Raw genomic sequence first — 22,224 nt, 5'->3', positions numbered from 1 at the left:
CACATAAGATCCCAGCATATTTCTAATCCAGAAACCTTCAAAATGGAACTCCTAAAATGGAGTCAGCAGTTTGAAGAGGTGGTATGGTTGGATAGTAATGATTATGATACATTTTATACATCATACGATGCGGTGCTAGCAGTTGAAGCACTAACCATGTTTCAAACAGATTATTACGATGCCTTCAATCAGTTAAAAGAATACCAATCTGCGACCAATGATTGGATTTTTGGTTATCTGTCTTATGATTTAAAAAATGATATCGAGGATTTAAAGTCAGATAATTATGATGGTTTGCAATTTCCTGACTTGTTCTTTTTTCAACCAAAAAAACTCTTTTTTTTAAAAGGAAACACGCTAGAAACTCATTATCTGAATTTGGTTGAGGATGAGCTTGAGTCAGACTTAAAAGTGATGACTGCCCCTAACATAACATTAAAAGATGAGCATACTACCGAGGGAAATAATATTAAAATAAAACTCAGAATTCATAAAGATGAATACTTCGAGAAAGTGAATGAAATGCTTGACCATATTCATAGAGGGGATATTTATGAAGCGAATTTTTGTCAAGAGTTTTATGCTGAGAATTCTAAAATTTCACCCTTAGAAACATATATCAGACTTAATGAAATTTCAAAACCACCTTTTGCCACCTTTTTAAGAGTTTATGATAAGTATTTGCTATCGGCAACTCCTGAGCGGTACATCAAAAAGGAAGGTCCTAAAATCACATCACAGCCTATAAAAGGAACAGCTAAACGTTCGGTAGATAAATCTGAAGATGATTTACTAAAAAAATTACTTTCCGAAGATATTAAAGAACGAAGCGAAAATGTGATGATCGTGGATCTAGTGCGTAATGACCTCTCAAAAACAGCAACCAAAGGTAGTGTTAAGGTTGAAGAGCTTTGCAAGGTATATACCTTTGATCAGGTGCATCAAATGATTTCAACAGTCTGTTCTAAAGTAGACAAGCATACGCATCCTGTTGACATAATTAAAACTACCTTTCCAATGGGAAGCATGACCGGAGCGCCTAAGATTTCGGCGATGAATATTATTGAGGACTTAGAAGAAACAAAGCGTGGCTTATACTCAGGAGCCGTAGGTTATTTTACTCCAGAAGGAGATTTTGATTTTAATGTGGTCATACGAAGTATTCTTTATAATGCAACCAATGCCTACATATCATATTCGGTGGGTAGTGCCATAACAGCAAAGAGCAACCCGTTCAAAGAATATGAAGAATGTTTAGTGAAAGCAAAGGCTATGCGTGATGTCTTAGAACATTAATTTATATTTTTTCTAAAGCTTTTTTTAATAGCGCGAAAAACGCGTTCAATTCTAGTAATTTCGATGTGTTTTATTTTTGAAATATCTTCAAAACTAAGTTTGCCAAAGACGTATAGATCTACGATACCTGCAATTTGTGTTGGCAACCAGCTATAAAAGCCTCCAATGACTTGTTGTGATTTCTTCGCAGAGATATCTTGTATTTCAAAAGTTTCTAAAAGCGATTTGTTGTTATCGGCATATAAGAACAGGTGCTTATGCTTATTATCTTGTGCGTATGAGATATCATCAAAATCTTCTTTCATAACAAAATCCAAGTCAGCATCCACTGAAAATGACTCTTCTAAGCCATCTAACTCTTCTTCTAATATTGTTTGAGTACTCACGGTTTTTTGATGAAATGCTTCTTTCTTAAATAATTCGTCTAAATCTTTATCTACCAATGAAAACAGCTTTAATTTCACGGCTAACGACTCGTCATCAATATTATAACCGCCTTCGTATAACTCTAAAATCGCCGTATCGATTAAATCATTAGAGCGATACATGTTTTTTGGTAATATTCCTGTAGACTCAGCTACATAAAGGCGGTGCTTCACATAAGGTTGTAAATGTTGTATGGCTGAAAGTACTTTTTTATCAAACTCGTCTTGAGTCGATTTGTCCTGAATTTTTTTGAGAGTGCTCATATGGTTGAGTTTTTAGTTTCTTTCTAAGTTACCAGTTATTTTAGATTATAAATATGATTTTTATCAGCTACCCATAAAATATAAGCTTCAATTCGTTAAGCATTATTGTATATTTGAAGTATGATTGAAGCGTTCAAAAACCATATACATTCTGAACTCCGTTTCTTGGCGCATAGCAAGTGTCTATTGGCATGTTCTGGCGGACTAGACAGTGTTGTTTTAACACATTTATGTCATGATTTACAACTAGACATCACTTTAGCACATTGTAATTTTAATTTGCGTGACGATGAGAGTGATGCTGACGAGGCATTTGTCATGGATTTGGCAGATAGGTTAGAATTAGAAGTGTTTGTTGAAAGTTTTGATACCGAAAGTTATGCCTCAGAGGAGAGGTTGTCCATTCAAATGGCAGCTCGAGAATTGCGTTATAATTGGTTTTATAGTCTTGCAGATGCTATAGGCTTTGATTATATCTTAACAGGACATCATGCAGATGATAACCTAGAGACATTTTTAATCAACTTAACTAGAGGAACAGGTATTAACGGATTAATAGGAATTCCGAAAATCAATGAGAATATTGTGAGACCACTTTTACCGTTCTCAAGAGAAACTTTAGAATCGTATGCTACACTTAACCGATTAAAATGGCAAGAAGATAGTACTAATGCGTCTGATAAGTATCTTCGGAACAAACTTCGTCATCAAGTAATACCTGTTCTCAAGGAGATCAATCCGGAGTTGCTTGAGAGTTTTAAATCTACGCTAGCGCATCTTAATGATACAGCTGATATTGTCGAGGAAAGTCTAAATGCAGTGACAAAGCGCGCTATAGTTGATATAGATGAAAGTCATATCACTTTTAAAATATCCGAATTTAAAAAAGTGAATAATCAGAAAGCATACCTCTATGAAATGTTCAAAGATTATGGGTTTACAGCATGGCAGGATATATTAGAACTATTAGATGCACAATCTGGAAAGCAAGTACTATCAGACACACACCGATTAATAAAAGACAGAAAGCATCTAATACTTACTCATATTAAACGGAAAACAGAAGAAGAACTATTAATATCAGATGCTGAGAATAAGGTGCAAACGCCAGCTGGAATATTACTCTTTGATAAAGCTAATGCTTTGGCGGGAACGCAAAAAACAAGTATTTTGGTAGATAAAGACAAGCTAGATTTTCCTTTAGTTGTAAGGCGATGGAAAACAGGGGATGTATTTCATCCACTAGGCATGAATGGAAAGAAAAAATTGAGTAAATATTTCAAAGACGAAAAATTATCGCTCGTCGCTAAAGAAAACGCATGGCTATTATGTTCGAAGAATAATATTGTTTGGGTGATTGGAAGACGAGCAGATGAGCGATTTAAAGTCATAAATCAAACAAAGCATATCTTAAGAATTTCAATTGAATAGCAGTTACATTCTATGCAAAAACTACAAGGACAAATAGTCGATATTAAGGAAAAACGTATTTATAAGGGCGAAGTCACTATTTCCAAAGGAAAAATAATAGCCATCGAAGAAAAAGAAGTGAATGCGAGCAGCTTTATATTACCAGGTTTTGTAGATGCACATATTCATATCGAAAGCTCTATGTTGGTGCCTAGTGAATTTGCTAGAATTGCCGTCAATCACGGTACGGTGGCAACAGTATCTGATCCGCATGAAATTGCTAATGTACTTGGAATTGATGGCGTGAACTTTATGATTAATAACGGGAAGCAAACGCCTTTTAAATTTAACTTCGGAGCACCATCTTGTGTGCCAGCCACATCTTTTGAATCTGCTGGTGCTATTATTGATTCAGAAGGGGTTAAATCACTATTGGTCAACCCTGATATTAAATTTCTAGCCGAAATGATGAATTATCCAGGTGTGCTATTTGATGATGATGAGGTTTTAAAAAAAATAGAATGGGCTAAGTATTATAATAAACCAATCGACGGACATGCACCAGGTGTTATTGGAGATGATATAAGTAAATACATAAGTGCAGGTATTACAACTGATCATGAATGCTTTACTTATGAAGAAGGCTTAGAAAAACTCCAAAAAGGAATGAAAATCCTTATTAGAGAGGGGAGTGCGGCCAAAAATTTTGAAGCATTAATTGATTTGCTGCCAGAACATTACGAGCATATGATGTTTTGTAGCGATGATAAACATCCTGATGATCTTATCATTGACCATATCAATAAACTTTGTGCAAGAGCTGTAGCTAAAGAGATAGACGTGTTTAAAGTATTACAAGCGGCATGTGTTAATCCTGTCGAGCATTATAATCTCGATGTGGGATTGTTACAGGTTGGTCAGCCGGCAGATTGTATCGTTGTTGAAGATTTAATAAGCTTCAGAGTGATGCAAACTTATATTAATGGGGAGTTGGTTAGTGATAATGGACACTCTAAATTGGTGTCTATTCCATTTGACAATCATAATAACTTTAATACCCGTATTAAGGAACCGTTAGATTTTAGAGTTGCTTCTGAAAGTCAAAAAATAAGAGTGATTGAAGCTCTAGAAGGGCAATTGGTGACTAATGAACTCATAGCTGATGTGACTGTTGAAGGCGGTAATTTGATTTCTAATTCCCATAAAGATATCTTAAAGATGACCGTTGTTAATAGATATAAAGATGCTGCACCAGCAATGGCATTTATTAAGAACTTCGGAATAAAAGTTGGAGCAATTGCATCGTCTGTAGGACATGATTCACACAATATTATTGCCGTTGGGGTGTCTGATGAGATGATTTGTAAAGCAGTGAATCTTATTATTGAGAATAAAGGAGGTATTTGTGCGGTCTCTAATTCCGAAGAAAAGATTGTTCCATTGCCTGTTGCAGGAATCATGAGTGATCAAGATGGAAGAACAATTGCAAGAGATTATGCCGAATTAAATATGATGGCAAAAAGACTTGGCAGTAAGTTACATGCGCCATATATGACCTTATCGTTTATGGCTTTATTGGTGATTCCTTCCCTTAAATTAAGTGATAAAGGTTTATTTAATGGTAAAACTTTTAAGTTCACCTCTTTGGGAGTGTCTTAACATTTCATTTCGATTTTGAAAGTTAAAGAATGGTTATCTTTAGCCTTTCTAAAAATTCACCAACCATGATTAAAAAGATTTATATCCTCGCTTTAATAGCATTTACATTGACGAGCTGCAAGCGAACTGAGACACCTTTAACAGAAACAGTAGCTTCTGAAAATGTTAAAAGCACTTACGTTAAAGATAACTACAACAAACAAGAAGTAATGATTGAGATGCGCGATGGTATCAAATTACACACTACAATCTACGCGCCTAAAGACACCTCTATAACCTATCCTATGATTATGATGCGAACACCGTATAGTTGTAGACCATATGGTGAAAATGAGTTTAGAGAAAAAATTGGTCCTAACAAATACTTGATGGAAGAAGGAAATATTATTGTTTATCAAGATGTTCGTGGACGTTGGAACAGCGAAGGATTATATGACAATATGAGAGCCTACATTCCAAATAAAACAGGTGATCAAACTGATGAAGCTAGCGATACCTACGATACTATTGAATGGCTAGTCAATAATGTAGAGAATAACAACGGGAATGTTGGAACTTGGGGAATTTCTTATCCTGGTTTTTACGCAACCTATTCGGTATTGTCTGAACATCCAGCGTTAAAAGCGTCGTCACCACAAGCCTGTATAGGAGATTTCTATTTTGATGATTTTATTCATAATGGTGCATTCTTACTAAGCTATTGGCGAGCAACGGCTGTTTTCGGCTATATGAAAGACAACCCAGTTAAAGAAGCTTGGTATGAAACTCCAGATATTGGAACTGAAGATCAATACCAGTTCTTCTTAGATGCTGGGCCTTTGAGTAATCTTGACACCTATTATGATGAAAATAATGTATTCTATCAACAGATTAAAACGCATCCTAATTATGATGAATTTTGGCAGAGTAGAGGGATTATACAACATTTAAAAGATATTAAACCAGCAACATTGATTGTGGGAGGTTTGTTTGATGCTGAAGATTTATACGGTCCGTTTTCTACTTATCAAAGTATTGAAAACAACAGCGATAATTATAATGCCATAGTATTTGGCCCATGGAGTCATGGGGATTGGTCAAGAACGAGAGAACGTCAGTTAGTTGGTAATATTCATTTCGGAGATAACATTTCAGATTATTTTCAGAAAGAAATTGAAACACCTTTCTTTAATCATTTCTTAAAAGGAGATGGTCAAGGAGCACCAAATCTGCCAGAAGCTCAAATGTTCGACACAGGTAAAAAAGAATGGGTGAGTTTTGATTCTTGGCCACCAGAAAATATGTCAAAAGAAACATACTTCATGCAGCCTTACGAAAAGCTAACACAACAGGCGAATCGTATGATAGCGACTTCAGATTTTGTGAGTGATCCTAAAAAACCAGTACCATATACCGAAGATATTAAGGTTGTATTTACACCAAGAAAGTTTATGACTGATGATCAACGTTTTGTGTCTCGGCGACCAGATGTGCTCACGTTTGAAACAGAACTATTAGAAGACGATATGACCTTGTCTGGTGATATATTAGCGAAACTGAATGTATCAACCACAGGAAATGCTGCAGATTGGATTGTAAAAGTGATTGATGTATTTCCTGCAGATACAGAAAACACCGATGATGTTCAGGATCACTTAAAGCTGAGTAACTATCATATGATGGTGAGAAGTGAAGTGTTGCGAGGACGTTTTAGAAATAGCATGAGTAATCCGGAGCCTTTTGTGCCAAACCAAAAGACGGCCGTGAATATAAAGCTGCAGGATGTATTTCATACTTTTAAGAAGGGGCATAAGATTCAGGTGCAAGTGCAGAGCACATTTTTTCCTTATATAGATGCAAATCCTCAAACTTATGTTGATAATATATTTGAAGCCAAGGCTGAAGATTTTAAAGCACAAACGCATAAGGTTTATAGCGATTCATCTATTGAGTTTACGATTTTAAAGTAATTCAAGACTATTAAATGCCACTATTAGAATCATGCTTTAAACCACCATTTCAGTTCAAAAACGGATTTATAGCTACCGTGTATTCTGGGTTGATAAGAAAGGTTAATGGATTAAAGCAACAGCGGGAACGCATAGAAACCCGCGACCAAGATTTTTTAGACTTAGATTGGAGTTATGCCGAGCGAAAGTCTGATGCTGTGATTATCTTACTTCACGGATTAGAAGGTCATGCGCAACGACCATATGTGACAGGAGCAGCTAAATTGTTCAATCAAAATAGCATTGATGCAGTATGTGTGAATTTCAGAGGTTGTAGTGGAGAAGATAATCGTTATTACCATAGTTACCACTCTGGAGCTACTGATGATCTCGATGATGTAGTCCAGCATTGTATTCTCAATAAAGGCTATTCGAAAATTTATATTAAAGGCATAAGTTTAGGAGGCAATATTACCTTAAAATATTTAGGTGAAGATCGAGAAATTCCAAAGGAAATTAAGTCTGCTATTTCGATATCAGTACCTGTTCATCTCACAGGTTCAGCGAATGAATTGCACAAGGCAAAGAACAAGGCTTTCGCTATCAGGTTTAAGCAACACTTGGTGGATAAATTAAAAGTTAAAATTAGGCAATTTCCTGATAATATAAGTATTACAGAAATTAATTCAATTAAAACTTTAAGAGATTTTGATGAGGTATATACGTCTAAAGCACATGGTTTTGCTGATGCTTCAGATTATTATCAAAAGGCAAGTAGCGTACAATTCTTACACAATATCAAGGTGCCTACTTTGATTATAAACGCTTTAAATGATTCATTCTTATCTCATGAATGTTATCCTATAAAAGAAGCTAAAAATAACGCCTACGTATATTTAGAAATGCCAAAATATGGAGGTCATGTTGGGTTTATTCAAAAAGGAGGTTTTTACTACAATGAGAAACGTGCTTTAGAATTTGCAACACAATTTCGTGATTAATGCGCTTTTAAGTCGGCTGGAAATCCTTCAATTACGATATCCCAAACTTCAGGAAGTAAAAAGTAAACAAAAAGCGTCACTACGATAATGGATATAATATTCATGACGATGCCTTTGCTTACCATATCTGGTATTCGCAAATAACCAGACCCAAATACCACTGCATTTGGAGGTGTCGCCACAGGCAGCATAAAAGCACAAGAGGCAGCAACTGCTGCTGCAACCATTAATACAAATGGGTGAATATCTACAATGAGTGCCATTGGCGCAAGAACAGGTAATAACATGGCTGTTGTAGCTAGATTAGAGGTGATTTCCGTTAAGAAGTTGACCGCTGCTATTAGCAAGAAAATCAACAAAATTGTAGTTATGCCAGCTAGGGTCGTCATTTGACTTCCAATCCATGCCGCGAGTCCGCTAGTTTCAAACCCTTTGGCTAAAGCCATACCACCTCCAAAAAGTAATATAATTCCCCAAGGCAGTTTAACAGCTTCTTCCCAATTAATAATCTGTTGTGTTTTAGATTTTGTTGGGATTAAAAACAAGATAATCGCAAAAAAGACCGCAATAATGGTGTCGTCAACGGTAGGCAGAAGACCTTTTAAAAGAAACGAACGCGTGATCCAGCAAAAGGCGGTGAGACCGAAAACAAAAGCTACAATTTTTTCTTCATAACTAATAGTTCCAAGTAATTTTAAAAGCCGTTTTATTTCTTGTTTTCCACCAGGAAACTCTGTTTGTTTAAAGGTAAATGCAAATCGTGTGAGATATTTCCAACAGATAAAAAGCAAAAGAATCGAAATTGGAAATCCAAATATAAACCATTGTGAAAAGGTAATTTCGTAGTCATAAATATCAGAGATAACTCCTGCTAATACAAGATTAGGGGGTGTGCCAATTAATGTACCTATACCTCCAATAGATGCACTGTAAGCGATGGCGAGCATGAGCGCTTTTCCGAAGATAAGATTTTCATTTTCAAGGGTATTTGGATTGTCTTTAAGTTGTTTAATAATGGCAATACCAATAGGTAACATCATAACAGAAGTTGCAGTATTGGAGATCCACATGGACAAAAAAGCCGTTGCTACCATGAACCCTAGGATGATTTTACGAACATCAGTACCAATAATATGAATGATGTTAAGTGCGATACGTTTGTGTAAATTCCATTTTTCAATGGCTATTGCAATGATAAATCCGCCCAAATATAAAAACACATACTTATGTCCAAAAGCACCAGTTGTAGTAGGGAGGTCTAATCCGCCAGACAGAGGAAATAATACAATAGGCAGTAAAGCGGTTACTGCAATAGGAATGGCTTCTGTAATCCACCAAATCGCAATCCATACCGTTGATGCAAGTATGGCATTAGCCTGTGCAGACAGACCATCAGGTCTAAAAAATAAAAGAATTAAAGCAAAAAGTAGAGGCCCTAAAACCAATCCAATACGTTTTGTGAAACTCATAGCGTTACATTGTTGACGCTTCTAAGATAGAAATTAATAAAACGATCTGATTGTAAAAGTATTTGTAAATTTAACTTCTATCTTAAAATGCTGATTTATAGCTTAATTTATTTTAAACTCATTACTTATGAAAACAATTAATGCTATTAATGGTATTGCTTCGCATTACGCCAGATTACTTCAGTATCCATATGGAACTCTAGGGAAGCCGTGATTGATATTGTAAGATTATAAAAGTTTATATTTTCGAGGTATCAATCTTTATGTGGTAGATTATTTTCTATATTTATAGAAATATTTCTACGCATGCTTAAGAAAGTTTTTGGAAGTGCTGTTTTTGGGGTTGAAGCGACAACGATAACCGTTGAGGTTAATGTCGACTCTGGTATTGGGTATCATTTGGTTGGTCTTCCAGATAATGCAATTAAAGAAAGTAATTTTCGCATTGCTGCTGCACTTCAAAACAATGGTTATAAAATTCCAGGAAAGAAGATTATTATCAATATGTCTCCTGCCGATTTACGTAAAGAGGGTTCGGCTTATGATCTTACTTTAGCTATTGGCATTCTTGTGGCTTCTAAGCAGATTAAGGCTGAAGACATCGATCAATATCTTATTATGGGCGAATTATCACTCGACGGAAATTTGCAACCTATCAAAGGCGCACTTCCTATTGCTATCAAGGCTAAAGAAGAGGGGTATAAAGGCTTTATTCTTCCGAAGTCAAACGCTAAAGAGGCGGCTATTGTAGATGGTTTAGAGGTATTTGGTGTCGATAATATCACTCAGGTTATCAATTATTTTAATAAAGACGAACCTTTAGAGCAAACAATTATCAATACTCGAGAAGAGTTTAATAAAAGTCTCAATTTCCCTGAATTTGATTTTAGTGATGTTAAAGGTCAGGAAAGTATCAAGCGCTGCATGGAAATAGCAGCGGCAGGTGGTCATAACATCATTTTAATTGGTCCACCAGGTGCAGGAAAAACAATGCTTGCAAAACGTTTGCCTAGTATTTTGCCACCAATGACCTTGCATGAAGCTTTAGAAACGACTAAAATTCATTCGGTTGTAGGGCGAGTGAAGGCACATTCTGGCTTGATGTCACAACGGCCATTTCGAAGTCCGCACCATACCATAAGTAATGTTATAGTGTATAATGTGTGGGTGTAATTTTCAGAAGTAGGCGAGAACAAGCAATTAATTATACACGGTGTTGGCAAATCGTGTTTTATTTTCAATTCTATCTTGGCGGATTCAATTTAGATTCCATTTCGTCATTCGCTCGATAAATTTTCTCCAGACTTGTATAAACAACAAAATAGTCCCAAGTTGTTCCGTCAGAACTACACGCAATTACGTATTCGTTCAATTCAATTTCTTTCACGTAATATTCTCCGCATACCTTAATTCCGTTTGTAACTATGATTCTGCCGATTTCAGTAAATTCAGTTCCCTGTGGTGACCTCCAACTTTGTGAGTAAGTCTGTTCATCCGTAATAATTCCTCCACTGTCAGAATTCCCACTGATTATTTGTATCGCTATCCAAATTACAATTCCAATAATAATCATAGTTCCACAACCATATCCGCCCTTTTTCATTTTATTTCCGCAATAAGGACATTTATCCGCATTACTGCTTATTTCTTGTTTACATTCCTTACAATTGATTAATGCCATAGGTTTTCGGTTTTCTTAAATGTTTGCCAACGGTGAGTATAAAATGCGTTTTAATGCAATTTATACATTGTTGGGTGTAGTTTTATAATATTCTAATAATTTATCTAAACTGATATAAATACCTCTTTCTTCCAAACTGGATGAACGTAGAGAGAAGAATTTAGCTATCAAACCTTCTTGGATTGATGGTTCTGAATTATGAAAAGCTCTGTGGCAATTAGGACACAGGCTAATTATATTTTCAGGCACGTCAATACTTACAGCAAAATCCCCCTGATATTCCATTGGTATTAAATGATGTGCTTCAACGAATTGTTTACCTGTCCTAGCAGATATAAATGTTTTATGAGTTGGATCATTCTCACATTGGAAATTAGCATTATCCAGTGCAGTAAATGCCATATTGGAATCTCTAGCCCAAGAAGTAGAAGAGGAACCTTGTTTCTTTTCTTTTTTCTGAATTGCTCCAGATTGAAGTTCTTTTCTTTTTCCTTTTTGAATTTCAATTTGGAAAGAATCTTCATCTAGTTGACCTTTAATGTCTATGATATCAGATCCTACACGTCCTTTAAGTTCTCTATAAACACCAATAAGATTCCGAAGATCATTTATTAGGTCTTCTTCAGAGGGAATGGCGTTCGCGTCATAGTATACACTGCAAATGTTACCTAACTCATATCCTTTACCAAGGGATTTAGTGGCTTTTAAATCAATTGGCGAATATGAAAAACCTTGATCACTCTTTAGTAATTTTTTAGAGACCGTAGCATTCTTTTTAATCTCAATGCGTCCTTCTTTTGTACCATATTCTCTTTCATATTGTGTCCATCCCTGATTTAGACTTAGGTAAACTCCTGACATATCTGACGCGAATAAGTAAACTATATAAAAGCCATCTTGTGCAGATTTAGTAATATCTATATCAAAGACACATATCCATGGTATTTCAGCAGGATTCCCTTGCCCGATAGAACCTTGTATTTTGTATTTGCTTTTTGGGAGACCTCCTTTTGTATGAAGTAGAGTAGGAAGCTCTTTGCTTATTATAAAAGCACTATTTAGATCATAAAGAGAGTACGTTTTTTTATCTGCTGGATGGGTCTTGCCTGGTATCTTGCCAGATTTTAGATCAGAATTATATTTCTTATTCTCACTTAAAACTTCTGTGGCTCTGGCTTTGTCAATTTGCCAGTTATTAAAAAAACTCGCTAGGTTTTCTCTAATCATAGTTCGTTGTATTTTTTATTGCTGCCTCTTGATTCAGTAATAGGGTATTTATTTCCATTTTCATCAATTTTTCTATTAATCGCTTCATTTAAGTCAATATTTAAGTCATTGCTTAAATATGCTAGAAAAATGAAGATATCAGCGAGCTCATCCCCAATTGATTCTTTCTTATTATTGATAGTTTCCTTTAACTCTTTATCATCTTTCCAAAGAAATATTTCTTGTAATTCAGATACTTCAATGTTTAAACCAAGACAAAGATCTTTAATGGTGTGAAATTGACCCCAATCACGATCATTTCTGAATTTTAAAATCCTATCTATTGTTTCTTGCTTTATCATATAATCGGATTAATGGTATGTCAGCGGGAGCTAAGTCATATTGCTTAATTTCATCAATTGTAATCCATTCGATTTTATCGTGATCATTAAGCTGAATTTCTCCGCTGATTATTCTGCATGTGAATGCCTTCAAGATTATTTTTTTATTCGGGTATTCATATACTGATTCACCCACGAAATTATTAACAGAAACATTTATCTGAAATTCCTCATTAAGCTCTCTAGATAAACAGGCCTCTGCTGTCTCGCCCGCTTCAATCTTACCGCCAGGAAATTCCCAATAACCAGCTAGGTGTTTCCCTTTTGCTCTGCGTGCAATCAAGAACTTATCACCTTCTTCTATTATAGCTGCTGTTACTTCAATCATTTTTTAATTACACCCAACGGTCTTGTATATGAAAAGTAGCGGATTTCACTCACTAATTATTCGTATTAAAACAGACCTTTAATTTTTTCATTTTCTTTCGATTAAGCACTAAAACCGCTATTTTTTATATACGTTGTTGGCAGGCGTTATTTTTGAGTTTACACTCTGGATTTACAGTATTTATCTAGATATGGTTTTGCATCAGTAAAGCCTTTTTCAAGAGCTATTTTCCAATCAATACATGCTTGGTTATTTCCTAATTGTAAATGTGCTAAACCTCGATAATAATAGGCATGAGATATGTTATCATTCAACTCGATTGATTTGTTGTAATCTTTAATACTTTCTTCAAATTTATTTAATTGAAGATAACATAAGCCCCTATTCAAGTAATAGTGAAACTTATTTGGATTAAGATTAATAAGAACTGAATTATAATTTACGGCAGAATCAAAATCGTGTATATATAATAATTGTTTTGCAAGTTCATCTAAAATATTGCTGTTGTTTTCATCATATTTAAGAGCTTTTTTCAGTTGTACAATTCCTTCAGTTCTTAAATTTTTATAGACTAAAATCTTTGACAGGTTAACATACGCGTCAATAAAGTCAGGTTTAAGCTCGATTAAATTTTCATAATCTGATGAAGCTTTATCAATTAGATTTAACTGTTCAAAACACATCGCTCGATTAAAAAAAGCCGAATGATAATTTTCTTGAGCTTTATTTTTAATCGCTAGGGAATAATTTTTTACTGCTTCTTCCATTTCATTTAAATTGTGAAATCCTAATCCAATAAAATAATGAGCTTCTCCAATCCAAAAATCTTGTGGTTTTTCAATCTGAATATATTTGCTAAAGGCCTCAATGACGCCGTTATAATCTTCTAATTGTAATTTGGAAATACCAATATTGAAATAAGAAGAGTAATTTGTATCAATTTCTGCAGCCGCTTCTAAATCAATTAATCCATCCTCATCTTCTGGATTTAATAAAATTTTTAAAGTTCCTCTTCCTGCTATTGCTTCTGCGCAATTAGCATCTAAGGAAATCGCCATATCATAATCAGAGTAGGCATCTAAAATTTGACTTATCTCTTCTGTAGATATTTTGGCTTGTGCTCTTTTTATATAAGCAGAAGTATATTTCGGGTTGATTTCAATTACATTAGTAAAATCTTCTATTGCACCAAAATAATCTCCTTGAATTGATTTTTGTAATCCCCTTTCAAAAATATTTAAAGCGTTTTTATTTATCATCTATTAATTTTTTTATTGATTCTTTATCTCCTTGATCTGCAGCTATTGAAAAATGTAATTTCGAATTATTTTTATCTTTTATTTTTTCATAGCAGTATCCTAAATAACGATGAATTTCAGGACAATATTCTTTTAACTTTACTATAACAGAAAAATCTTTAATGGCGTAATCGATTAAATTTGTGTTCATATAGCATATTGCTCGATTTCTATAAGCACCAATATTTGAATTATCTGCGACTATACATTTTGAATAATCTTTTATTGCAAGATTTTCGTTTTGCAGAGAATAATTTGCATTACCCCTTAATAATAAGGAATTAACATATTCATCATAAGGAACCTTGCGTCCAAGTTTCATGATGAACCTTTTATCAGCAGATATGTTTTCAAAATAGGTAATTACTTTGTTAAAGTATTCTATGGCTGCATAAACGCGATTTTCAAATAGCGCATTTTTACCACACATAAAATGAAAATATACTTCATCATTATTTGATTCTTCTTGATTAAGCAACTCAGAACCAATAGTCAATCGTTGCTCAAAACCACTTAAATTTCTATTACTTTTTTGTGGCAAGTTTTTTTTCATAATTTTCCCTAATATCTTGTATTTGATTTCTTATTTTGAGCTGCATGTAATGAAAATATTCATCTTTACTTGTAATGTTAATTACAGTAATATAAGTTTCTGATTTTTTTAGTTGCAATATGCGTTTTTCAAATGTTTCACGCTTAATTTTTAATCGATTAATGTTAGCTTTCAATTTTCGAATTTCATGATTTTCAGAGTTAATATTAATTTCAGTAAAAACTCCTTTCTTTAAATGAGTATATAGGTTTTTAACACCTTGTAAATCATTTAATTCGCTTAGATTTTTTAATTCATTAAAAATTGATTCAGCATTCCTTTTTTCAGATTCATTAACCAGATCAGGATGACATAACTTTGTAGCTTGACGAAATACCTTTTTTAGTTCTTTTGATTGTTCTGATGTCAAATCTTTCCATCCTCTATTTTTAGAATCTTCATAAGATTCTTTAAAGTTGTTAAATTGTTCCTCAGCATCTTTTTGACTTTGTTTATTTTCATCTAAATTTTCGATAACCTTTTTCTTGAGTTCAAGAAGTTCCATTAACATTGGACCTAGTTTAATATCATATAAAGTAGTGAAATCAGTTATAGATTTTTCCACAAATGCGAGTTCATTTTCAATACCCAGAACCTGAATTTTTAGAAGTTGTAGTTCTGCGATAAGAACTGATTCGGAAAATTTTGAGTGTGAGACTACTTCTTTACTATTTACCGTTTTATCTTTTTGTCTTTTAGTTTGGTCATTAGGGAAGTAGTATTTAACAATGCGTTGAAATTCTCTATCAAATTGTTTGATTAGGTCATGATTTTCTTTTACAACAGTAATATTTTCATGATTAGTCCGTGCTTTATAACTCCAGTTATACGAACCAGTAATTATAGTACTTTGGTCAATTATACAAAATTTATTATGCATTAATGATTTTCTGTTTCTTTCAGATATTTTCCATACTCTTCCATTGTGTTCTTTGAGCAGTTCAAAATCAATATTACTTGAATTATTTATATCATCATCTAGAATAAGTAGGTCAACTTCAATATTTTGAGACGCTTTTTCAATTAGATTTTGAAATAACTCTAAATCCGTAAACCAAGCAACTGCAACTTTTATTGAGCTTCTTGAGCCGTTAATTTCCTCAGTAAGTATTTGTTTTATATTCTCAAAATGTGCCTGTATTATCATTTAATATTTTTGTGTTTTTAATGACTGCCAACAATTGGATATACGTATTAACTATATCCACATTATATGTTTAAAAGTATAAAAAATCAAGTGATTAACAATATACATCATACTAATAGAAATGTAATAACGTAAGTTATATATTATAAACTACGGTATCCCATAGCAACTCTCTTTGATTTATTTCTAATATTCTTGCATCAATGATATTTGTCATAGAATACTTACTCTTATAGATTTAAATTTGTTACTTAATTAAACTACATATTATGACTGAATCAAATTTACCTAGAATTACTATTCTCTTACTTATGCTATGTTTTTTTTCATTTCAGACATTTAGTCAAAATTTAAATATAGAGACTAAGGCTATTAGAGATGGGTATTTTCAAACTCTTCCCTCAAATAACGGACGTTCAATATGTAAATACAAAAAAAAGAAATCCATTATAATAACTAAAGTAGGTAATGGTGATTGGTGGTATGGAAAATCAAAGAATTGTGAAGGTTGGATTCTTGGGTTAACAATAGAAATTAATGATGAGATGAAAGAGGCTCTTAAGAATTATAACTTGCTTTTAGAAAAAGAAGAAAGAGAAAGAGAAAGGCTCAAAATTATTGAGGAGAAGGAAAAAGAAGAAAAAGATCGAATCAAAAAATTAAACAAAAAAAGAATCGCCGATAGCGTTAAATTAGTAAAAATAGAAAGGCAAGCCAAAGCACTAAAAAAAATAGCAGAACTTGACAGTATTGCTAAACTTGAATTAAGAAATAATTGCCATTATGTTCGTAATGAGATTGATAAATATGAAAAGGTTAAAGTAGTTCTGACAGAATATTATGGTTTGAAATCGGATTCTGCTTCTGATTATTATTTAGCAATACAGTTATATATGTTTGCAGGTATAAAGTATGTCTACTTTAGTATTGATGAAGATTTGGGTTGCGCGAGTAGTTATGAATCAAGTAAATCATCAGTCAAAGTTTATCTAGAAAATAATGACATGCTAACTTTTTATCATATTGGTGACGTTGACTGTGCAGATTTTACGCTTTTTGGAAGATTGACTTCTAAAGATATTCAAAGATTAAAAAAGTCACCTATTCAATCGATAAGATTGACAGGTACTGATTATTATAAGGATATTGAAGATATTGAATATAAAGAGTTCTTTTTAGATAAGTTGAAATGTTTAGAATAAAAAAATTAAGTCGAAACTTGTTCCTAGAATTTTAATAATCAATACTGTTATTGACTAGGGAATCCCGTAACACTTCTCTTTGAATTATTTCTAATATTGTTGCATTAATGAAAACCTATTTATCATGAAAAAATTCTTATTTCTGTTATTATTTAGCACTTTTTTTTCTTTTCAAGTAAAAGCACAATCTATTAGTTGTCAAGAACTCTTTGAAACTGTTACAGAGTATTATTCAAATGATAGTGTAACCTGCTTAGGCTCAACAATGTTAGTCAAAGTTGAATATTATAAAATTGAAGGAAATGGATTTGTAGTAGCCTATATAAAAAGTAATGCTTACGATTTTAATGGTAGCCCATATATTTTTTGTGGCATATCACAGCAGCGATGGAGCGCTTTTAAAACAAATGGTATGTATGGCGGCTCATGGGGTGAGTCATTTCATGAATATATAAGAGATTACACATGTAATTGCTACTAGTGATAATAGTTTGTCGTAAAAGATTATTAATAAAGATTAATTAAACATAATAGTAAATTATAAATCATGAGCAATTATTTAGAATTATTAGAAGAAAAAAAAGAATTAGGCTTAATTACAACCGCGCTCTATAAAAGTAGAGTAAAGATGTATGAGTCAAAAGGTGTTAAACAAAATGTTAAAGACAAATATGATGCTTCAGCTCAAAAAAAATTAACACTAATTAAAGAAGACAAGATTAGTTTTTTAACAATTGAATTAATCAATGAAGTTAAATTAACAAATAAAAATACTAACGCAATCAAGGGTTGGGTTACTTTTATTGGAATAATGTTTGTTCTAGGATTAATTATGGCAATATATTCTGTAATGCAACTTTAGATTAAAATAATTGAAGCAACTCAAGGATTATAAATATAATCAATATAGTCAGTTCAAATCTTTCGTTATTTTTATTATTTTCTCTCATTTGAAAGTTTAGTTCTTTTTTTATAATATGTTTTGGTGTTCTAAATTATTTATTTGTCGCAATAACCTTAAATAGCGCTTCGTTGGTTTGCCCCTGTAATGCGTTTTAAAGTGTTTCGAATAAAGTTTATCATAACATCTTTCTAAGTCAAATAAAGTGCCATAAACAGACTTAAAGTATCTCCATTGCTTACTTTGTGTTTGACTTTCATACATACAACCACCAAAGGCTTCTCTATGTAAGAAGTAACCACTAATAGAGTATAGTTTACGACACTTTCTATTGGTTTGAGGGCATAGAAAATACCAAATAACACCCTTACCTAAGTTTGACGGCACAGAGACCAAACCAACTTTATACTTTCTAGCTTCATTTCCAAATTTATAATCTAATTCAATGTATGATTGTTCACCTCTAGTAATTAACTTAATTAAAATACTAGATGTTTTTTCACCGTTTGTACTCCAAGTAATAATATTCGATCTAAAGCGTTGACTATTTAGATAACCCCATTCTTTTAACTTAGTAATACTTATCTGCAATACTTCATCGTAGATGATAGGAAATGTATAAGGCTTTGGCATATTATTTATAACCTAAATTATTAGGGAACTTTGATACTTGGGTTTAGTTTGATTACGAATATTTAGAAAATTAAATTGTAGAATACATTACTTCTACCAACATACTTAGTACAGTAGTTGGTAACTGCTTCTTGATTTATTACAGGTTCAAAATAACTTATAGATTGTGGCTGTATGTTCATCGCCTTAGCCATAGAATCTCGATCTAATTTATAATTACAAGAAAGCAATAAGTGTGCGTGTGTATGCTTATCATTATAATCTGGCTCTATAGAATAGAATAGTCTTGTAACTTTAGCTTTATTTACTGCTCTTTGCATTAATACTGGTGCATTAGTTTCTGTTAGAGGATAATGCCTTCTGATAGTAGCTATATAATCCCATCCCATTGGTGCTAACCATTTACCGTATTCTAATCCTATTTTATTCATTGTTGTAGTTGTTTTGTTGCTTGACGATTAGACATAACTAACGTATAGAGGTTATTTTGAACCAATTGCTTTATTTAATTGTAAATCAGTATTTTATAGTCTCTATTTTGACTATGTCTTTAATTATTCTTTTAATTTCTTACTCACGTTGTAAGGCTAAATCTCTTAAATAGGCACTTAGCGTCTTATAGTTTTCATGTGCTTTGCGTTGTATCTGCGATTTCTCATCGTTAGTCAATCTAATTGCAATTGTTGTTTCTGTTTTATCCATGATATTTATTATTATTTGATTCTCGATTACATAACAAAAAAATTATATAATTGTTTGTACTGTAAAGAAATAGATTACAACATAAATATTTACAATAAAGACTGTTTGTATTGTATTAAATACGTATATTTGTAATTAAATAGAATAATAACTTAAAACATTACATTAAATGAAGGCTTTATACGTTAGAATCTCAACACCTAATCAAAAAGTTGACAGACAGTTAAAAAAGGATAAAACCATAAAAGCATATATTGATGTGTGTTCGGGTGGTGTTCTTTTTAAAGACAGACCAGAGGCAAGTAAATTGATGAAGAACTCTAAGATAACATCTATTGAAGTTAAAGAGATTTCAAGACTTGGTAGAAATTTGAAGGACATCTTGAATACTATTGAATACTTTACTAATAAAGGTATAGATATTCGTATTGAGAACTTAGGTCTTAATTTGATGGTAGATGGTAAGCTGAGTGCTTATGGTCAATTAATGGTATCTATGTTTGGTGCTATTGCTGAACATGAAAGAAGTATCATAAATGAACGTACACAAGAGGGTAGAGAAATTGCTAAAGTCAATGGTGTATATAAAGGTCGTAAACGTGGTGCATCTAGTGATTTAATGAAAAAGAACTATACGCTTATTACTGCTGTTCAATCTGATTTAGATAAGGGTATATCTATATCTAAGATTGCTGAAATGCATTCTATATCTAGACCTCGTATTTATTCATACATTAAGAAGGGATTGCTAACTGTTGCAATAAAGGAAACTGCTGAAGATAAAAATGAAACTGGGAAAGCTAAATTAATGGCTTATTATACTCAGAGGGATAATGACCTAATGAGAGGAGAGAGGTAAACGAAACGTCTTTCATTAACATTTCTTAATCTTTATCATCTTCATTTTTCCGATAGTATTCTGTTATGCCTTTTTCTTCACTTTCCCAATAGTATTGTTCTGTATCGGTTTCTTCATCATAGCTTGTAATTACTTTTGTTCTACCCATTTGTGAATAGACTTGCATCACAATCATATCTAATTCGTCTTTTGATTTGCTTTTGTATTCGTCAGATAGTGGTACTATAATTTCATTATACATTTCAATTGCATAATCATATCTTGGAAAGTCTAAATAGTAGCCTTCACAACCTTCTAATATTTGCTTGTAATATATTAACAAAGTAAAATAGCCTTTAGTCTTATCAATACGATGTGTGTTAATTTCAATTTTATCAATGTATTTATCAATCAATATCTTCTTTTCGTCAAATGATGTTTTCTTTTTAACCTCATCTAATTCTGTAATCATATTGCTAGAAATAACCTCTATATTTTCTAAAGATGAAATGTGTTCTTTTCTATTCTCAATATTAATCTTTATGGCTGATGCTTCCTTCTTTAATTTGTCTAATTCATACTTTACAGCATCATTAGTTAATACACCATCTAAGACCAAACTAACAGCTTTACGTTGTCTTTCGCTGTTCTTTATTAATTCCTTTTCAAGTGCCTTTAAATCGGCTTGTATGCCTTTTATATCTTCTTCTGCATTGGTATTTGAGAAGTGTTCAATTATTTTATCTTTTAAGACTTCATCAGCAAAAAACCTTTGCCATATAAAATCTTCAATCACATCAATATTGATACTCCGATTACCACAATTTTTATCTTTGTAGCGTTTACTAGAACACATGTAATAATTATCCTTTTTGTTTACTCTAGTTCTACCATAATAGTTAGATTCACATTTACCGCATATTATTTTACCTCGCAGTAAATAGTTGTGCTTTACGGATTGTCCGCTGTTGTTTCTATTGTTTTTAAGATTGTTATTTACTTTTTGCCAATAAGCCTCTGAAATAATATTCGGCACATCGTATAGATCGCCGCTAAAGTTTCTTTTACCGTAGTAGATAGTATTCAGTAAAATATTTCTGATTGTACCACCTTTCCAAGTAACATTGCTTTTCTCTTTAACCTTTTTAGTACCGTTAAATTTATGCTTGACCTTATACGTTCCTTTGTATTTGCTCTTGTATCGTGTTGGTATATCATCTTTGTTTAGTAATTCGGCTATTTTGTTAGTGCCAATGCCTTCTAAAGACATCTTATAGATTCGCTTTACTACTTTACTTTCTTCTTCATCTATTACTAGATAACCATGTTCGTCTTTAGTGTAGCCATAAGCCATTATACCATGTGCTTTTCCTTCAATCGCTCTTTGCTTTAAAACTTTCTTTGTTTGTTGCCCTTGTAGTTCCTTATTGTATTGATTTAAAGCACTTATAATGCTACTTTGAAGAAATGTGTTAGCATCATTATAATCGTTCAACTTATCACCAAAATACACATCTATTTTAGCTGTTTTTATAACCTTCACAAAAGTGTGAAATGTAAAGCTGTTGCGTTCTAATCTATTTTGATTCCTAAACCAAACCGCTGTTATCTTACCGCTGACTATGTCATCAATTAGTTTTTTTAGTTCTGGTCGTTCATCTATTTGTAATCCACCGCTAACACCTTCGCCTTCATTATAGATTTGATATTCTGTAAACCCTTTAGCCTTTGCAAATAATATACCTTCATTAAGTTGGTTCTTAATAGAATTACTATCTTCATCTTCTCTAGATAATCTCGTATATATTGCTAACATAGTCCTTTAATATTTAAGCAAATATAT

At 32.7% G+C, this 22,224-nt stretch carries 22 protein-coding genes and 1 pseudogene; 10 read left to right on the top strand and 13 right to left on the bottom strand.

Annotated features, from left to right (window positions below):
- Nucleotides 1-42: 42 nt before the first annotated feature.
- On the top strand, nt 43-1,296 hold the full coding sequence (locus BLT57_RS11385; RefSeq protein ID WP_091426777.1) for an anthranilate synthase component I family protein: 1,254 nt from the start codon (nt 43-45) through the stop codon (nt 1,294-1,296).
- Here the strand turns inward: BLT57_RS11385 and BLT57_RS11380 are convergent.
- Nucleotides 1,293-1,985, bottom strand: a complete 693-nt coding sequence (locus BLT57_RS11380; RefSeq protein ID WP_091425793.1) for a hypothetical protein — start codon at nt 1,983-1,985, stop codon at nt 1,293-1,295. The genes BLT57_RS11385 and BLT57_RS11380 overlap by 4 nt on opposite strands.
- 165 nt (nt 1,986-2,150) lie before the next feature.
- Here BLT57_RS11380 and tilS point away from each other — a divergent pair, with 165 nt between their 5' ends.
- From tilS to BLT57_RS11360, 4 genes are all read left to right on the top strand, one after another.
- Nucleotides 2,151-3,416: a tRNA lysidine(34) synthetase TilS gene (gene tilS, locus BLT57_RS11375; RefSeq protein WP_369825369.1), complete on the top strand. Its 1,266-nt coding sequence runs from the start codon at nt 2,151-2,153 to the stop codon at nt 3,414-3,416.
- 12 nt (nt 3,417-3,428) lie between these two features.
- Nucleotides 3,429-5,054 (top strand): adenine deaminase, encoded by a 1,626-nt coding sequence (ade, locus tag BLT57_RS11370; protein ID WP_091425789.1) that lies wholly within the window; start codon nt 3,429-3,431, stop codon nt 5,052-5,054.
- Nucleotides 5,055-5,119: 65 nt separating this feature from the next.
- Nucleotides 5,120-7,003, top strand: coding sequence for a CocE/NonD family hydrolase (locus tag BLT57_RS11365; protein WP_172827450.1), 1,884 nt, complete (start codon nt 5,120-5,122; stop codon nt 7,001-7,003).
- Nucleotides 7,004-7,017: 14 nt separating this feature from the next.
- A complete protein-coding gene (locus BLT57_RS11360; protein ID WP_091425787.1) occupies nt 7,018-7,983 on the top strand; it encodes a YheT family hydrolase in 966 nt (321 codons plus the stop codon).
- Here BLT57_RS11360 and BLT57_RS11355 read toward each other — a convergent pair.
- On the bottom strand, nt 7,980-9,452 hold the full coding sequence (locus BLT57_RS11355; RefSeq protein WP_091425785.1) for a DASS family sodium-coupled anion symporter: 1,473 nt from the start codon (nt 9,450-9,452) through the stop codon (nt 7,980-7,982). The two genes, BLT57_RS11360 and BLT57_RS11355, sit on opposite strands and share 4 nt — an antisense overlap.
- Nucleotides 9,453-9,758: 306 nt before the next feature.
- Between BLT57_RS11355 and BLT57_RS11350 the strand changes: the two are divergent.
- Nucleotides 9,759-10,601: pseudogene (locus BLT57_RS11350) on the top strand (YifB family Mg chelatase-like AAA ATPase); the annotation flags it as partial.
- Nucleotides 10,602-10,695: 94 nt separating this feature from the next.
- Here BLT57_RS11350 and BLT57_RS11345 read toward each other — a convergent pair.
- The 7 genes from BLT57_RS11345 to BLT57_RS11315 form a co-directional block, all read right to left on the bottom strand.
- The gene (locus BLT57_RS11345) at nt 10,696-11,133 is read right to left on the bottom strand and encodes a hypothetical protein (protein ID WP_091425781.1); all 438 of its coding nucleotides are present in this window, start codon (nt 11,131-11,133) and stop codon (nt 10,696-10,698) included.
- A 60-nt stretch (nt 11,134-11,193) separates the two neighbouring features.
- Complete coding sequence (locus tag BLT57_RS11340; RefSeq protein ID WP_091425779.1) at nt 11,194-12,360, bottom strand: MrcB family domain-containing protein; 1,167 nt, start codon at nt 12,358-12,360, stop codon at nt 11,194-11,196.
- A complete protein-coding gene (locus BLT57_RS11335; protein ID WP_091425778.1) occupies nt 12,357-12,701 on the bottom strand; it encodes a nucleotide pyrophosphohydrolase in 345 nt (114 codons plus the stop codon). The genes BLT57_RS11340 and BLT57_RS11335 overlap by 4 nt, the downstream gene beginning before the upstream one ends.
- On the bottom strand, nt 12,676-13,068 hold the full coding sequence (mutT, locus tag BLT57_RS11330) for an 8-oxo-dGTP diphosphatase MutT (protein WP_091425776.1): 393 nt from the start codon (nt 13,066-13,068) through the stop codon (nt 12,676-12,678). Before mutT ends, BLT57_RS11335 begins: the two co-directional genes overlap by 26 nt.
- A gap of 158 nt (nt 13,069-13,226) precedes the next feature.
- The gene (locus BLT57_RS11325; protein WP_091425774.1) at nt 13,227-14,327 is read right to left on the bottom strand and encodes a tetratricopeptide repeat protein; all 1,101 of its coding nucleotides are present in this window, start codon (nt 14,325-14,327) and stop codon (nt 13,227-13,229) included.
- A complete protein-coding gene (locus BLT57_RS11320) occupies nt 14,317-14,919 on the bottom strand; it encodes a hypothetical protein (RefSeq protein WP_091425772.1) in 603 nt (200 codons plus the stop codon). The genes BLT57_RS11325 and BLT57_RS11320 overlap by 11 nt, the downstream gene beginning before the upstream one ends.
- Nucleotides 14,891-16,105 carry a phospholipase D-like domain-containing protein gene (locus tag BLT57_RS11315; RefSeq protein ID WP_091425771.1) on the bottom strand — a complete coding sequence of 405 codons (1,215 nt, stop codon included), beginning with the start codon at nt 16,103-16,105 and terminating at the stop codon, nt 14,891-14,893. The genes BLT57_RS11320 and BLT57_RS11315 overlap by 29 nt, the downstream gene beginning before the upstream one ends.
- A gap of 269 nt (nt 16,106-16,374) precedes the next feature.
- Here BLT57_RS11315 and BLT57_RS11310 point away from each other — a divergent pair, with 269 nt between their 5' ends.
- The 3 genes from BLT57_RS11310 to BLT57_RS11300 all read left to right on the top strand — a co-directional run bounded on the left by BLT57_RS11310 (nt 16,375) and on the right by BLT57_RS11300 (nt 18,169).
- Nucleotides 16,375-17,307, top strand: coding sequence for a hypothetical protein (locus BLT57_RS11310; protein ID WP_091425769.1), 933 nt, complete (start codon nt 16,375-16,377; stop codon nt 17,305-17,307).
- A gap of 124 nt (nt 17,308-17,431) precedes the next feature.
- Entirely contained in the window at nt 17,432-17,788 is a 357-nt protein-coding gene (locus tag BLT57_RS11305) for a hypothetical protein (RefSeq protein WP_091425768.1), read from the top strand.
- Nucleotides 17,789-17,854: 66 nt separating this feature from the next.
- Nucleotides 17,855-18,169, top strand: a complete 315-nt coding sequence (locus tag BLT57_RS11300) for a hypothetical protein (protein ID WP_091425766.1) — start codon at nt 17,855-17,857, stop codon at nt 18,167-18,169.
- A 108-nt stretch (nt 18,170-18,277) separates the two neighbouring features.
- Here BLT57_RS11300 and BLT57_RS11295 read toward each other — a convergent pair whose 3' ends face one another.
- The 3 genes from BLT57_RS11295 to BLT57_RS14290 all read right to left on the bottom strand — a co-directional run bounded on the left by BLT57_RS11295 (nt 18,278) and on the right by BLT57_RS14290 (nt 19,543).
- Entirely contained in the window at nt 18,278-18,841 is a 564-nt protein-coding gene (locus BLT57_RS11295) for a hypothetical protein (RefSeq protein ID WP_091425765.1), read from the bottom strand.
- A gap of 62 nt (nt 18,842-18,903) precedes the next feature.
- Entirely contained in the window at nt 18,904-19,272 is a 369-nt protein-coding gene (locus BLT57_RS11290) for a hypothetical protein (RefSeq protein WP_091425764.1), read from the bottom strand.
- Between the two features lie 139 nt (nt 19,273-19,411).
- Nucleotides 19,412-19,543 (bottom strand): hypothetical protein, encoded by a 132-nt coding sequence (locus BLT57_RS14290; protein WP_255361751.1) that lies wholly within the window; start codon nt 19,541-19,543, stop codon nt 19,412-19,414.
- A 169-nt stretch (nt 19,544-19,712) separates the two neighbouring features.
- Here BLT57_RS14290 and BLT57_RS11285 point away from each other — a divergent pair, with 169 nt between their 5' ends.
- Nucleotides 19,713-20,402 carry a recombinase family protein gene (locus BLT57_RS11285; protein WP_091425762.1) on the top strand — a complete coding sequence of 230 codons (690 nt, stop codon included), beginning with the start codon at nt 19,713-19,715 and terminating at the stop codon, nt 20,400-20,402.
- 25 nt (nt 20,403-20,427) lie between these two features.
- On the opposite strand, the gene BLT57_RS11280 is transcribed toward BLT57_RS11285, so the two are convergent.
- Nucleotides 20,428-22,197, bottom strand: coding sequence for a recombinase family protein (locus BLT57_RS11280; protein WP_091425761.1), 1,770 nt, complete (start codon nt 22,195-22,197; stop codon nt 20,428-20,430).
- Between the last annotated feature and the right edge of the window lie 27 nt (nt 22,198-22,224).

Source organism: Formosa sp. Hel1_31_208, assembly GCF_900104785.1.
GTDB lineage: Bacteria > Bacteroidota > Bacteroidia > Flavobacteriales > Flavobacteriaceae > Psychroserpens.
The sequence above is the reverse complement of the archived record's forward strand: the minus strand, read 5'-3'. Positions and strand labels throughout refer to the sequence as shown.

Bases quoted from the DNA above. Each gene is read 5' to 3' on its own strand.
- BLT57_RS11345 (WP_091425781.1), bottom strand. From the start codon at position 11,133: ATGGCATTAATCAATTGTAAGGAATGTAAACAAGAAATAAGCAGTAAT.
- BLT57_RS11290 (WP_091425764.1), bottom strand. From the start codon at position 19,272: ATGAATAAAATAGGATTAGAATACGGTAAATGGTTAGCACCAATGGGA.
- BLT57_RS11365 (WP_172827450.1), top strand. From the start codon at position 5,120: ATGATTAAAAAGATTTATATCCTCGCTTTAATAGCATTTACATTGACG.
- BLT57_RS11315 (WP_091425771.1), bottom strand. From the start codon at position 16,105: ATGATAATACAGGCACATTTTGAGAATATAAAACAAATACTTACTGAG.
- BLT57_RS11380 (WP_091425793.1), bottom strand. From the start codon at position 1,985: ATGAGCACTCTCAAAAAAATTCAGGACAAATCGACTCAAGACGAGTTT.
- BLT57_RS11305 (WP_091425768.1), top strand. From the start codon at position 17,432: ATGAAAAAATTCTTATTTCTGTTATTATTTAGCACTTTTTTTTCTTTT.
- BLT57_RS11280 (WP_091425761.1), bottom strand. From the start codon at position 22,197: ATGTTAGCAATATATACGAGATTATCTAGAGAAGATGAAGATAGTAAT.
- mutT (WP_091425776.1), bottom strand. From the start codon at position 13,068: ATGATTGAAGTAACAGCAGCTATAATAGAAGAAGGTGATAAGTTCTTG.
- BLT57_RS11385 (WP_091426777.1), top strand. From the start codon at position 43: ATGGAACTCCTAAAATGGAGTCAGCAGTTTGAAGAGGTGGTATGGTTG.
- BLT57_RS11310 (WP_091425769.1), top strand. From the start codon at position 16,375: ATGACTGAATCAAATTTACCTAGAATTACTATTCTCTTACTTATGCTA.
- BLT57_RS11360 (WP_091425787.1), top strand. From the start codon at position 7,018: ATGCCACTATTAGAATCATGCTTTAAACCACCATTTCAGTTCAAAAAC.
- ade (WP_091425789.1), top strand. From the start codon at position 3,429: ATGCAAAAACTACAAGGACAAATAGTCGATATTAAGGAAAAACGTATT.
- BLT57_RS11340 (WP_091425779.1), bottom strand. From the start codon at position 12,360: ATGATTAGAGAAAACCTAGCGAGTTTTTTTAATAACTGGCAAATTGAC.
- BLT57_RS11295 (WP_091425765.1), bottom strand. From the start codon at position 18,841: ATGCCAAAGCCTTATACATTTCCTATCATCTACGATGAAGTATTGCAG.
- BLT57_RS11335 (WP_091425778.1), bottom strand. From the start codon at position 12,701: ATGATAAAGCAAGAAACAATAGATAGGATTTTAAAATTCAGAAATGAT.
- BLT57_RS11320 (WP_091425772.1), bottom strand. From the start codon at position 14,919: ATGAAAAAAAACTTGCCACAAAAAAGTAATAGAAATTTAAGTGGTTTT.
- BLT57_RS14290 (WP_255361751.1), bottom strand. From the start codon at position 19,543: ATGGATAAAACAGAAACAACAATTGCAATTAGATTGACTAACGATGAG.
- BLT57_RS11285 (WP_091425762.1), top strand. From the start codon at position 19,713: ATGAAGGCTTTATACGTTAGAATCTCAACACCTAATCAAAAAGTTGAC.
- BLT57_RS11300 (WP_091425766.1), top strand. From the start codon at position 17,855: ATGAGCAATTATTTAGAATTATTAGAAGAAAAAAAAGAATTAGGCTTA.
- BLT57_RS11355 (WP_091425785.1), bottom strand. From the start codon at position 9,452: ATGAGTTTCACAAAACGTATTGGATTGGTTTTAGGGCCTCTACTTTTT.
- BLT57_RS11325 (WP_091425774.1), bottom strand. From the start codon at position 14,327: ATGATAAATAAAAACGCTTTAAATATTTTTGAAAGGGGATTACAAAAA.